The following is an 11,407-nucleotide window of genomic DNA, read 5'->3' on the forward strand; positions in this document are numbered from 1 at the left end:
GCTTCACCCTCTCTAAAATGTCTTTCCTTTGGTTCATATTTCTACCTCCTGAGGAAAGTATACTCTCCTCAGGAGTGATCTGCCAAAATTGTACATTTTGAGTTGGCGATTTTGTGCATTTTCAGTTTAGCATTTATATTATCAATGTGGTTTCACTTGGGATGACCATTTGAGGCTGAAAAACGCACTTGCAAATGCAAAAGGCAAATGGCTTGTATCATACAATGATTGTAAAGAAATACGCAATTTGTACGACGGCTGTTCTTTCTTTGATTTTACAAGACTGCACAATATGAAACAGCGAATCAATGCAGGCGAGCAATTCCCTGAACTGCTAATCAGTAACTACGATATGTATGAAAGGCAGAGAAACAAGCCGTTGCAGTTGAGCCTGCTTGACTTGACAACCGAACAGCAAATTGATTTAGAACAAATTTTGAAGGAGTGTATTATTAACAATGGAAAATAGAATTTATGTAAGCATACCGCTTGACGCACTTATTGTATCAGGAATCACATCCGACTGTGCTGTGCAGATTTCAGCTATGGACGGAGCAATTCTGATTGAGAGGTGCGATGATGAGTGTAATGGTTGCGACTGCATTTGTGATGAATGCAAAGCGGAAAGAGAGGACGAGCAATGCTAAAAATGTACAGAGTTCTCGGTGAGAGAGGACGAATTACAATCCCCTACGAAATCCGCAAGCGAATCGGATTCAGATACAACGATGTTTTATCATTTACCCAGCAGGATGACGGCTCGGTAGTTATCAGGCGAGAAAAACTCTGCGACAACTGCCAGTACCTTGAAGAAGATTTTGAAGAAAACATAACTCTTGAAGATTTCCTTGACAGCCTGTCCGAGAAAGAACAGAGAGATGCACTTATACATCTTTCTCTGCTGTGGGCTGAAAAGCAGAAACACTAAATCGGAGGTAAATTTATAATGGCACAGAATACTAATTTCAAAGGAAACAAAAACAACAATCAGAAAAGGAAACTGCCGTATATCAAGGTAAGGATTGATAAGCTCGTTGATGTAGATGATTGCAACACAAAGGCGTTTGCAAGCGTTACTGTCGGCGGTGCTGTGGCAATTCACGGAATCAGAGTGATGAACTCAAGAAAAGGACTGTTTGTTGCAATGCCTGCAAGTAACTATGTTGACGAAAACGGCGAAACGAAGTTCAGCGAGATTGTTCACCCGATTTCAAAGGAGTCAAGAGATATGCTAAATTGCAAGGTTATGGACGCATATCATCAGGCACTTTATGAACAGCAGAGTAAAGAAGAAACCGAGGCTATGTCGAAAGATGAATCGGAAAGCTTTACACAGACTTTGTGAATTTGTTTGAATGTTTGTTTTCTCTATTGTATAATTTAATATAATCTATTTTTTATTTGAAGTGGAGAATACAAATACGAACGGAGAAAAGAAAATGTTTAAATATTTAAAGAAAAAGCTTATTGATATGGGTTTTTTATGTCATACACCTAAATCAGCATTAAGTTGTCAGGATAAGAAGGATATAAAACAATATGGGCTTATACATTTTACCTTTTCGGAAAACATTAATGAGATATTGAAAAATGGCGTAATGCCCGGAAAAGAATATTTGTATCGAAAAGAAAAAAATCTTTGTTGGTTTTATATTAATTATCCTAAAGAGTATGAGAAAAATCTTGGTATTGTAAAAAGCAAAGGCAAGAGGTCAGGCGTTGATTGTTATATTGTTATAAAAGATTTTTCGGAGGAACAACTTAATAATATGCGTATAAGAAAAGAAAGTGATAATGCTGTGGTTCATATTGGAACATTAAAAACAAGCAATATGAAGGGAATGATGTTAAAAGATAAATAAAATTAAGTCTGGACATTTGAAATTCTTTGGATATACTTGTTGCTGAAAGGACGGCGATAGTATGAAAAAGAAAATCGCAATAATGTTAAGCATAATACTAATGGCAGGAACATTCACAGCCTGTACTGCAGAAGAAACAATGGATAACAGTTCTTTATCACCCACGGTTTCAACTTCCGTGGGTGTTTCTGCATCTGGGGAAAGTTCTGAAATGGCAACAACCGAAACAACAACCACCGCCGAAAAAACCACCGTTTCAAAAGAAACAGAGCCTTCGGGACAGAATACAAAAACCGAAGAAAAAGCCGACAGTGGGCAAAAATCGGCAGTTGTTTCGGCAACGGATTCAATTCAGGAAACACAATCCGAGGTTCAGAACAACAGCAGGAATACAGTAAATAGTAATCAGTTTAAATCGGAATCAACTGCTGAAAAAGAAACAGAAATTCCCACTGAAAAGCCGACGCAGAAACCTACGGAAAAGCCTACACAACCGCCTACCAAAGCAAAAACGGTTGATGTTCAGTATGCGGTGAGTGCCTGCATAGCCTACGGTCAGCAGCTCGGAATGAAATACGATTCCTCGCTGAACACAGGCAACGCAAGCTGGTTCTCGCCCACAAACGCATCATATTATGATGATACGCAAAGCCTGACAGCAGATTGCTATGGTGATGTTGAGTATGTAGCCTACTACTATCAAAGTGACGGCATAGTCCCAAGCGACTTATCATTCAATGTAATTGCAGAAAACAACAAAATATATGTAGTTTACTGCTAAATAAAGTATAGACAGCACTCTTAATCGGGTGCTGTTATTTTTTGAAAGGAATGATCTCAATGAAAATAAACCAAATAACTCTAACAGACCTCCGCCGTATGAACGGCAAGGAAGGACTCATCCTGCAGGGATGCGGAGGTGAAACACAGGAATGGGTGGACGGCATTAATAAAATGCTCACGGATAAGGGAATACTTCTTCACAATACAAGGTTTGAGAATGTTTCTGTGTTCAAGAGTGACGGCGTTACCTGTATTCTCTATCCCTTTGAAGATGTCCACCTCGACATCGGCAAGCTTGCAATGTGGCGGTTGCAGTCATATACAGCCTTTGCAGGAATGTGGCTGTCCGATTATGTGGATAACAGGCTCGGCGGTTTTGAACCTGAGCAAAACAAAGCGGAAAAGGTCAAACCCGACTGTGCATTAATAGGCTGTGATTCCAACATATTCAATCTTATGGGCGTTGCAAGCCACACGCTCAAGCAAAACGGTATGGCTGACGAAGCAAAAGAAATGTGCAGTCGTGTTACGAATTCGGGCAGTTATTGCGAAGCACTGAACATTATCGGCGAGTATGTAAATATCACAGACGGCAGTGAACAGTCTGATGATATAGATGAAGATTTCAATGAAGGACAGGCGATGAAATTATGATTTGAGTAAGCAAAAACAGAATATTTTATCAGCAGGCAGAGTTAACCGACTTTGCCTTATTTTTTACCAAGAAAGGAATTTTTAGAATGAAAAACATTTTAGCTAAAAGGAATTTCACAAGAATAACAGCACTTTTGCTTGCGGTTGCCGTAATATTCGGAACAATGTTTGCACTCCCCGTAAGTGCGGCAAGCGGTGATAAGGTTACAATCACTTTCGATTATTGTTATGACAGCACAGGCAATATAATCAAATTTCAGCAGACAACGGTCAGTGACGGCTACACGGTCGGAACTCCCGGAGAAGAGTTGTGCAAGATTTTTGCAGACGGAAAAGAAGCCTACTGCATTGAACCCGGTCATACACTCTACTCAGGCAATACGCTGACCGAGGACGGTTCGACCGTCTGGAAGAATTTAGGCTCTGCGAAGCAGAAAGCAATCAACCTTGCTCTGCTTTACGGCAAACCCGGTTCAGGGAAATGCTTAAGCGGAACAGAGGATCAGAAATGGGTAGCAACACAGCTGATTGTATGGGAGTTTGTTTCAGGTTGTCGTTCTACAAGCGAAGGCTATAAATGCACAAATACAAAGTTCATTGACGGTATCTGTGCAGGCGGAGCAAATCCCGGAGTTAAGTCGGTTTACAATGCAATCTCAAAAAGCCTTGCAAATTACTCAACTGTTCCGAGTTTTGCATCTGCAATCGCTTCAAAGGCTGAAATCTATGAGATGGAATACTCGGACGGAAAGTACACATTAATGCTTACCGACAGCAACAATATTCTCTCGGATTTCGGTTTCAAAACTACAGGTGGAATTTCCGTTTCAAAATCCGGCAACAAGCTGACCTTGACTTCAAGTTCCCCCGTCAACGATGCAGTAACATTCAACTCTGCAAAATCAATGCCGAGCGTAGGAAATACAACCCTTATCCCATATGGAGATGCAACTTTGCAGGATGTAATCACAGGTGTTGAAAACGACGCTGACCCGATAAGGGCATATTTCAAGGTCAAGACAAGCTCGGGAAACCTCAAGCTTGTCAAAACCTCCGAGGACGGCAATGTTGCAAATATTGAGTTTACCGTTAAAGGCGTTGGTTACAGCAAAACTGTAAAAACCAATTCAAAGGGCGAATTTGAATTAACCGACCTTGTCCCCGGAAAATACACGGTTACCGAGCATACTCCGACAGAGTATGCCGAACAAAAATCAAAGACCGTAAATGTTGAAAGTGGAAAAACGGCAACTGTATCTTTCAGTAATGTTCTTAAAAAGTGGAATCTTACTGTTAAAAAAACAGACGCTGAAACAAAGTCTGCACAGGGTGATGCAACACTTGCAGGAGCAGTTTACGGCATCTACAACGATGGTAAGCTCATAGATAAATACACCACAGATAAGAACGGCAGTTTTACAACTTCAAACTATGTATGCGGAGATAACTGGACTCTGAAAGAAATTGAACCAAGCGAAGGTTACCGCCTGTTTTAACAAACTTTGCTTTAGCACACAAACAGCGTTGCTGTTTGTGCCTTATAAATTGCAATATTGGAAGATTTTATGGGCTTTGCCCATACCCACAAGCCTTTAAAAAGGCTTGACCTAAATTTTATTTTAATTATCCAAAGCTCTCCGCTAAACCATAATTTATCAATGTTACTCCAACATTAAAAACAGAATCGAATTGCAATGGAAAACAAGTTGCGGGAGCCATAACAGAGTAGTTTTTATAGCTACTCTGTTTTCTTTTGCTGTTTTTTAAAGTCATGATGTCAGTTTGATAAATCAGGTTTAATGTTATAGTTGGGATAATCCCTAAAAATAATTGATAGATACAAGTATCAGAATTTAAACTGTTGCTTGTTTTCTTGTAGAATTGATATGTTTGCTGGAAAAAATATGTAAGATGCGGTTACGAAAACGCTTGAAATTTCTGTAGTCATAAGCATTTCTTTTGAGAACCTTGATTTTGTTGTTGCAGCCTTTAATAAAGCCGTTAATGAGTGGTGACAAAAAGAAACAAAGTGTTTTTGTCAGCTAATTTTGCATTGTTAGATCTATTTGTTATCCAAATTTTATTATAGGTACTTTTTATCCAAAAAATTGCAATATTATGCAAATAAATTTATAATATTATTAGATATAAAATAATATTATTAAGCTACGGGAAGAGGAGTTCTGTATGAAATACTATGGTTACGACACAAAGCAGGAATTTATTCAGGAAATTTATGATTGTGAGATTGACATATCGTATAAGGAAGTCGGATATATTTTTGGGCTTGACGGTCGTGGTTATTGTGTTGGGGCAACTTATTTAAAAGGTAAAGAATTATCAAAAGAAGAGATGGACAAAACCATTGTTTATGCCGATACAGTCGAAGAACTTATCGACAAGTTTGTTCTTTATGACGGTGCAAAGTTTTCCGATGTATTAGAATTAGATGTCAAAGATTACGATACAATGGAGCTTGTAGAAAATTAAAATATTTATTTTAAGACAGTACAGCGATGTGCTGTCTTTCCTTTTGCTTATTTTACATAAAGAGAGGTGGTGATGGTGGAAAAAGGGAAGTATGAAAAATGGCTTAAAGAAGAAAATTTATTATTGCTTGAGGGTTGTTATTGCTTGAGGGTTGGTTTTTAACAATGGGACAGGGTGAAAATCGGCAGTGATACTATAAAATGCATTACAAATCCCAAGAAAGCGGAAATGCCTTTTAGAGGTATCAAGAGTGCCGACGACGGAAAAATCAGAGGTTTGAACAGCAATAAACATATTGCAAAATCAACTGACAGTGGTATAATGAAGACAGACAAACAGTTTGGAAAAAGGTTGGTAAACACGCAATAGATTGGGGTTTAAATCCAAGTTCTGCAGAGGACAGAAAAGCATTAGAGAATATAATTGATGATATATATACTAATCACGATGTACCTGTTAGAACAGGTGAATGGCGTGGTCAAAAAGAAGATGTACTTTTTTATATAAAAGGTGAAGATGTTGTAATAACAAAGAAAAATGGTGAATTTGTTACAGTAATGAAAGGCAGTGTCAATAATGGTAGGGTTAAGAACTCAAGAGAACTCTAAATTTTTGAACTTTTGGGAAATTGTTCAGAAATCAGCTAATTCGATTGGCAAAGTGTTTTTTCTTGATTGCGGTGAAGGAAACTGTTTTGAAGATAATAACATTGAATGTGAGAATTTAACCGGTTGGCTCATTGACATCCAAAAAGCAAATGAATTTGAAAAAGTATTTAATTCTGATGAACATATAAACGACCAATGGAGTGATTTTTTAGCTTTTGCGTCTTGGAAAAAAGATAGCAAAAATAATATAAAAGTTACTTTTGAAATGCTTTAATTCGGTTCAAAATTTAAGAGGTAAGTTATGACTGATTTTTCAAAATATGTCGGTAAAACGGTTATAATCGCAGATGATGATAATAAAGAATGGAAAGGTATAGTTGATAGCTTTAATCCTGATGATGAATTAGAAGATTATACAGGTGAAACAATTGATATATGTGTAAACGGTTCTCCAAACGATATTGTTTGGAGAACTAAAGCACAAATATGCTCCATTAAATTAGCTTAACAGCTCCATAACGAGAGCGGTTTTGTTAGTCTTTTTGGATAGGTTTGTTTGAGGTGGAAAATTTCGTCCCCGTCCACACGCCGATGGTTTGACAGGGAGCAATCCCGAGAGATGCAGGAGAATGGGACGCCTGCCAAACAACCAATCTGAAGCCACTTGTACATTGTATAAGTGGCTATTTCTATATCTAAGCCTATCAGCACTCAATCAGATTGAGTGCTTTTTTAATGTCTGTAAACTGTCCTGATAAAATTTATAAAAATTGTCTATTTTAACAGGTACACATTTGTTGTATAATGGGGTCATCACAAGAAAAATGTTGAACTGTTCAGAAATTTTAAGGCGTGATTTGATGACTAAAAAAGCTGTTTTAATAAATGATCTTTCGGGGCTTGGCAAGTGCTCGCTTACTGCGGCAATACCTGTGCTGTCTGTAATGGGTATTCAGGCTTGCCCAATGCCTACTGCGGTGCTCACAAGCCAGACCGGTTTTAAGAGTTTTTACTGCAACGATTGTACCGACAAGCTTGATTACTACACATCTGAGTGGAAAAACCTCGGCTTTCAGCCTGACGGTATTTATACAGGCTTTTTGTCAAGTGAAAAGCAGGTTGATAAGATACTCGATTTTATTAATAGCTTTGAAACCAAAGACACGCTGGTGCTTGTGGATCCTGTTATGGGTGATGGTGGACGAACCTACAGCCTTTTTACAGAGGCTCTTGCCAGCAAAATGAAAAAGCTTGTGGCCGTGGCCGATGTGATTACACCTAACCTTACCGAGTGCTGTATTCTTAATGATGTGAATTATTCTGAGTTTATTAAAAACGTAGAAAAGCCTGATTTTATGGACAAGGTGGCTGAGCTTGGCAAGGCTCTTATGAAACGCTACGGCGTGAAAATTGTCATAGTTACAGGCATTGAGCATAAAAATACAGACGGCACATTGCAGATACAAAACCTTATTACTTCTGCCGATGAGGTGTTCAGCGTAAGCTGTGAAAAAATTGGCGGCAGTTATTCGGGAACGGGCGACCTCTTTGCCTCGGTAATGTTTTCGGGACTTTTAAGAGGCGACAGCCTGAGAGATACCGTTAATCTGGCGGTTAAATTTATTGAAACCTCTTTGCACGATACGGTTAAATTAAACATTGACCGCAACGAGGGCATTGAGTTTGAAAAACACTTAAATATACTTTTGTGAGGGGATAACTATGGAATCAAATTCAATTTCAAAATCTAAATCAAAGATAAGCGTTAAGCTTATTGCAATTACAGCTATGTGTGCTGCGTTGGTAACTGTTACAACAGCGTTTATTAAAATTCCGTCAATGTTCGGATATTCACACGCAGGTGACTCAATGATTTACCTTGCCGCAAGCATTTTGCCGGGTCCTTACGGTATTATTGCTTCATCAATAGGCGGTGCTCTTGCTGACTTGATTTCTGGTTATCCACAGTGGGCAATTCCTACTGCTATTATCAAGGCTTTAAATGCTGTGCCGTTTGTTCTTTGCAGAATGGCTATGAAAAAGCGTGGCAAAGACAACAAGATTATTAATTGGTCATCACTTTTAATGCTTATTCCGACTACTATGGTTACAGTTGGCGGTTACTTTGTTGCAAACGGTCTTATGTATGGCTTTGAAGGTGCGGTTGCAGAGCTTGCTACATGGTGGTTACAGCCTGGTATGGGTGCTTTGATTTTCATTGTTGTAGGTTTTGCACTTGACAGAGTTGACTTTAAGAAAAAACTTGCTTTAAAATAAGCGTATTTGCTATTTTATAAAATTTGGAGTATAATAATGGAAAATAGATTTGAACTTAATAAAAACCTTGCACAAATGCTCAAGGGTGGCGTTATTATGGATGTAACAACACCTGAGCAGGCAAAAATTGCCGAGGCTGCCGGTGCGTGTGCAGTTATGGCATTAGAGAGAATCCCGGCTGACATTCGTGCAGCAGGCGGAGTTTCTCGTATGAGCGACCCTAAGATGATTAAGGGTATTCAGAATGCAGTTTCAATCCCTGTAATGGCAAAGTGCCGTATCGGTCACTTTGCGGAAGCACAGATTTTGCAGGCTATTGAGATTGACTACATTGATGAAAGCGAAGTTTTATCTCCTGCCGATGACAAATATCACATTGATAAAACTGCCTTTGATGTACCGTTTGTTTGCGGTGCAAAGGATCTTGGCGAGGCGTTAAGAAGAATTAACGAGGGTGCGTCTATGATTCGTACAAAGGGCGAACCGGGTACAGGCGATGTTGTGCAGGCTGTTCGTCATATGAGAATGATGCAGTCGGAAATTCGCAGAATTGCGTCAATGGCGAAGGACGAACTTTTTGAGGTTGCAAAGCAGCTGCAGGTTCCTTATGATTTAGTTTTGTATGTTCACGAAAACAAGAAGCTGCCTGTTGTTAATTTTGCTGCCGGCGGTGTTGCAACTCCTGCTGACGCTGCTCTTATGATGCAGCTTGGTGCAGAGGGTGTGTTTGTCGGCTCAGGTATCTTTAAGTCAGGCAATCCTGAAAAGAGAGCGTCTGCTATTGTTAAGGCTGTTACAAACTTCAATGACGCTAAAATGCTTGCAGAGCTTTCAGAGGATTTGGGCGAAGCTATGGTAGGCATCAACGAACAGGAAATCGAAATTCTTATGGCTGAAAGAGGCAAATAATATGCAGATAGGTGTACTTGCTTTGCAGGGAGCTTTTATTGAGCATGAGCAAATGCTTGCAAAAATAGGCGTATCCTCTTTTGAAATTCGTTGTAAAGAAGACCTAAATAAGCCGTTTGACGGTCTTATTATTCCCGGAGGAGAAAGCACCGTTATCGGAAAGCTGCTTTTTGAGCTTGAACTTTTTGAACCTATTAAAAAGATGATTGATGACGGAATGCCCGTTTATGGTACTTGTGCAGGCTTGCTGCTTTTGGCTGACAGTATTAAAAATGACAACCGTAAGTATTTTTGTTCTATGAACATTGAAGCAGTAAGAAATGCTTACGGACGACAGCTTGGAAGCTTTTATGCTGAAGAAAGCTTTGCAGATATTTGCAAAATTCCAATGACTTTTATCAGAGCACCTTATATAAGTAGGGTAGGGGACGATGTAAAAGTTCTTGCCAAGGTCAATGGTAAAATTGTGGCTGCAAGACAGGGAAAACAGTTGGTAACAGCTTTTCACCCTGAGTTAAATGACGATTTAACCGTACATAATTATTTTATAAAAATGATTAACGGAGAAATATAATGTATTTATAAGGGAGTATATTTTAAAATGGCTGACATACTTTATGTTTACAAAACATCTATTTATGCTAATCTGACAAACAAATGTCCTTGCAGATGTACCTTTTGTATTCGCAACAATACAGATAAAGTCGGCAATGCAGACACACTTTGGCATAAGCATGACCCAAGTATTGAGGAAATAAAAAAAGCAGTAGATGACTTTGATTTTACAGGCTTTAATGAACTTGTTTTCTGTGGCTATGGCGAGCCTACAAACGCTCTTGACAACCTTATTGCCACCGCTGAATATGTAAGGGAAAAGCACCCTGACATTAAGCTCAGACTCAATACAAACGGACTTGGCGATGTTATAAACAAAAAGCCGATTGCAGAGCTTTTGTCACATTACATTGACTCTGTGTCAATCAGCCTTAACACCTGTTCATCAGAGAAATATGACGAGGTGTGCAGACCTGTATTTAAAAATGCGTACGAATCAATGCTCAAGTTTGCGGCAGACGCTAAAAAATACTTCGGCCACACACAATTCTCGATTGTTGATACAATTCCGCAAGAGGATATAAAAGCTTGTCAGAAAATTGCTGATGATATGGGTATTTACCTTAGAATAAGAAAATATTCCGCTTAAAAATATAACCGCTCATTTGACACTTTGCGTCATTGAGCGGTTTTGTTGTGTTTAAATTTAAAATTATGGTTTTTATTACGAGAAGATAGTTTGCAAAGTAATAATTTTATTGTTCCCTACAATGACTTAGTAACAGTCGGGAGTTAAAAGTTTTGAAATTTGCCTGAATTTTTACTCGGACATAAAAATTTGGTCAACCTTTTTCAAAGGTTGTGGGTGTGGACAAAGCCCACAATACTTTAGATAATGCAAAATTCTTATAGCCAAACAGCTTGCTGTTTGGCGGCTTGAACACAAAGGCGAAAGCTTGTAATGCGTCAGCAACACAAAACAGGAAAGATTTTCTTTTTCTATTTATAAATTGTTTCTTTTTAAAAGGCTGTCGCCTGTTTTGTCAAACTTTGCTTTAAGCACACAAACAGCGTTGCTGTTTGTGCCTGAAAAGTTGCAATAAAAACAACTTTTCTTGGGCTCTGCCCATACCCGCAAGCCTTTAAAAAGGCTTTACCTAAATTTTTTGTTAATTATTCAAAGCTTCATTTTAAACTATAATTTATTAAAAAACTGCACCCTGCTGTATGACAAGGTGCAGTTTCTGTTTAAATCAGATAGTAATAATT

The 11,407-nt window shown here is 38.6% G+C and carries 16 protein-coding genes and 1 pseudogene; 16 read left to right on the forward strand and 1 reads right to left on the reverse strand.

Annotated elements, in window-relative coordinates; all coding sequences use genetic code 11:
- Positions 1-169: 169 nt before the first annotated feature.
- From ACJMMI_RS08370 to ACJMMI_RS08405, 8 genes are all read left to right on the forward strand, one after another.
- Positions 170-469 carry a hypothetical protein gene (locus ACJMMI_RS08370; protein ID WP_405354910.1) on the forward strand — a complete coding sequence of 100 codons (300 nt, stop codon included), beginning with the start codon at positions 170-172 and terminating at the stop codon, positions 467-469.
- Positions 459-647 carry a hypothetical protein gene (locus ACJMMI_RS08375; protein ID WP_405354911.1) on the forward strand — a complete coding sequence of 63 codons (189 nt, stop codon included), beginning with the start codon at positions 459-461 and terminating at the stop codon, positions 645-647. The genes ACJMMI_RS08370 and ACJMMI_RS08375 overlap by 11 nt, the downstream gene beginning before the upstream one ends.
- On the forward strand, positions 641-928 hold the full coding sequence (locus tag ACJMMI_RS08380) for an AbrB/MazE/SpoVT family DNA-binding domain-containing protein (RefSeq protein ID WP_303672437.1): 288 nt from the start codon (positions 641-643) through the stop codon (positions 926-928). Before ACJMMI_RS08375 ends, ACJMMI_RS08380 begins: the two co-directional genes overlap by 7 nt.
- 18 nt (positions 929-946) lie before the next feature.
- Complete coding sequence (locus tag ACJMMI_RS08385; protein WP_303672436.1) at positions 947-1,345, forward strand: SpoVG family protein; 399 nt, start codon at positions 947-949, stop codon at positions 1,343-1,345.
- Between the two features lie 94 nt (positions 1,346-1,439).
- Positions 1,440-1,862 carry a hypothetical protein gene (locus ACJMMI_RS08390; protein ID WP_405354912.1) on the forward strand — a complete coding sequence of 141 codons (423 nt, stop codon included), beginning with the start codon at positions 1,440-1,442 and terminating at the stop codon, positions 1,860-1,862.
- Positions 1,863-1,923: 61 nt separating this feature from the next.
- Complete coding sequence (locus tag ACJMMI_RS08395; protein WP_405354913.1) at positions 1,924-2,643, forward strand: hypothetical protein; 720 nt, start codon at positions 1,924-1,926, stop codon at positions 2,641-2,643.
- 59 nt (positions 2,644-2,702) lie between these two features.
- On the forward strand, positions 2,703-3,299 hold the full coding sequence (locus ACJMMI_RS08400; protein WP_405354914.1) for a hypothetical protein: 597 nt from the start codon (positions 2,703-2,705) through the stop codon (positions 3,297-3,299).
- An 86-nt stretch (positions 3,300-3,385) separates the two neighbouring features.
- Positions 3,386-4,795: a SpaA isopeptide-forming pilin-related protein gene (locus ACJMMI_RS08405; protein WP_405354916.1), complete on the forward strand. Its 1,410-nt coding sequence runs from the start codon at positions 3,386-3,388 to the stop codon at positions 4,793-4,795.
- A gap of 357 nt (positions 4,796-5,152) precedes the next feature.
- Here ACJMMI_RS08405 and ACJMMI_RS08410 read toward each other — a convergent pair.
- A pseudogene (locus ACJMMI_RS08410) lies at positions 5,153-5,338 on the reverse strand (transposase); the annotation flags it as partial.
- Between the two features lie 148 nt (positions 5,339-5,486).
- Between ACJMMI_RS08410 and ACJMMI_RS08415 the strand changes: the two are divergent.
- From ACJMMI_RS08415 to ACJMMI_RS08450, 8 genes are all read left to right on the forward strand, one after another.
- Positions 5,487-5,789, forward strand: coding sequence for a hypothetical protein (locus tag ACJMMI_RS08415; RefSeq protein ID WP_405354917.1), 303 nt, complete (start codon positions 5,487-5,489; stop codon positions 5,787-5,789).
- A 576-nt stretch (positions 5,790-6,365) separates the two neighbouring features.
- Entirely contained in the window at positions 6,366-6,671 is a 306-nt protein-coding gene (locus ACJMMI_RS08420; protein WP_405354918.1) for a hypothetical protein, read from the forward strand.
- 27 nt (positions 6,672-6,698) lie between these two features.
- A complete protein-coding gene (locus tag ACJMMI_RS08425) occupies positions 6,699-6,905 on the forward strand; it encodes a hypothetical protein (protein WP_405354919.1) in 207 nt (68 codons plus the stop codon).
- Positions 6,906-7,257: 352 nt separating this feature from the next.
- Positions 7,258-8,109: a pyridoxamine kinase gene (locus tag ACJMMI_RS08430; RefSeq protein WP_405354920.1), complete on the forward strand. Its 852-nt coding sequence runs from the start codon at positions 7,258-7,260 to the stop codon at positions 8,107-8,109.
- Between the two features lie 10 nt (positions 8,110-8,119).
- The gene (locus ACJMMI_RS08435; RefSeq protein ID WP_405354921.1) at positions 8,120-8,674 is read left to right on the forward strand and encodes an ECF transporter S component; all 555 of its coding nucleotides are present in this window, start codon (positions 8,120-8,122) and stop codon (positions 8,672-8,674) included.
- A 36-nt stretch (positions 8,675-8,710) separates the two neighbouring features.
- On the forward strand, positions 8,711-9,583 hold the full coding sequence (pdxS, locus tag ACJMMI_RS08440; RefSeq protein ID WP_117705433.1) for a pyridoxal 5'-phosphate synthase lyase subunit PdxS: 873 nt from the start codon (positions 8,711-8,713) through the stop codon (positions 9,581-9,583).
- Between the two features lies 1 nt (position 9,584).
- Positions 9,585-10,157: a pyridoxal 5'-phosphate synthase glutaminase subunit PdxT gene (gene pdxT, locus ACJMMI_RS08445; RefSeq protein WP_405354922.1), complete on the forward strand. Its 573-nt coding sequence runs from the start codon at positions 9,585-9,587 to the stop codon at positions 10,155-10,157.
- A 27-nt stretch (positions 10,158-10,184) separates the two neighbouring features.
- Positions 10,185-10,787, forward strand: a complete 603-nt coding sequence (locus tag ACJMMI_RS08450; RefSeq protein WP_405354924.1) for a TIGR04100 family radical SAM protein — start codon at positions 10,185-10,187, stop codon at positions 10,785-10,787.
- Positions 10,788-11,407: the final 620 nt, after the last annotated feature.

It is taken from the genome of Ruminococcus sp. (assembly GCF_045129435.1).
Lineage (GTDB): Bacteria > Bacillota > Clostridia > Oscillospirales > Acutalibacteraceae > Ruminococcoides.

Excerpts from the sequence above, each read along its gene's own strand:
- ACJMMI_RS08375 (WP_405354911.1), top strand. The coding sequence starts at position 459 with ATGGAAAATAGAATTTATGTAAGCATACCGCTTGACGCACTTATTGTA.
- ACJMMI_RS08380 (WP_303672437.1), top strand. The coding sequence starts at position 641 with ATGCTAAAAATGTACAGAGTTCTCGGTGAGAGAGGACGAATTACAATC.
- ACJMMI_RS08385 (WP_303672436.1), top strand. The coding sequence starts at position 947 with ATGGCACAGAATACTAATTTCAAAGGAAACAAAAACAACAATCAGAAA.
- ACJMMI_RS08390 (WP_405354912.1), top strand. The coding sequence starts at position 1,440 with ATGTTTAAATATTTAAAGAAAAAGCTTATTGATATGGGTTTTTTATGT.
- ACJMMI_RS08395 (WP_405354913.1), top strand. The coding sequence starts at position 1,924 with ATGAAAAAGAAAATCGCAATAATGTTAAGCATAATACTAATGGCAGGA.
- ACJMMI_RS08400 (WP_405354914.1), top strand. The coding sequence starts at position 2,703 with ATGAAAATAAACCAAATAACTCTAACAGACCTCCGCCGTATGAACGGC.
- ACJMMI_RS08405 (WP_405354916.1), top strand. The coding sequence starts at position 3,386 with ATGAAAAACATTTTAGCTAAAAGGAATTTCACAAGAATAACAGCACTT.
- ACJMMI_RS08415 (WP_405354917.1), top strand. The coding sequence starts at position 5,487 with ATGAAATACTATGGTTACGACACAAAGCAGGAATTTATTCAGGAAATT.
- ACJMMI_RS08420 (WP_405354918.1), top strand. The coding sequence starts at position 6,366 with ATGGTAGGGTTAAGAACTCAAGAGAACTCTAAATTTTTGAACTTTTGG.
- ACJMMI_RS08425 (WP_405354919.1), top strand. The coding sequence starts at position 6,699 with ATGACTGATTTTTCAAAATATGTCGGTAAAACGGTTATAATCGCAGAT.
- ACJMMI_RS08430 (WP_405354920.1), top strand. The coding sequence starts at position 7,258 with ATGACTAAAAAAGCTGTTTTAATAAATGATCTTTCGGGGCTTGGCAAG.
- ACJMMI_RS08435 (WP_405354921.1), top strand. The coding sequence starts at position 8,120 with ATGGAATCAAATTCAATTTCAAAATCTAAATCAAAGATAAGCGTTAAG.
- pdxS (WP_117705433.1), top strand. The coding sequence starts at position 8,711 with ATGGAAAATAGATTTGAACTTAATAAAAACCTTGCACAAATGCTCAAG.
- pdxT (WP_405354922.1), top strand. The coding sequence starts at position 9,585 with ATGCAGATAGGTGTACTTGCTTTGCAGGGAGCTTTTATTGAGCATGAG.
- ACJMMI_RS08450 (WP_405354924.1), top strand. The coding sequence starts at position 10,185 with ATGGCTGACATACTTTATGTTTACAAAACATCTATTTATGCTAATCTG.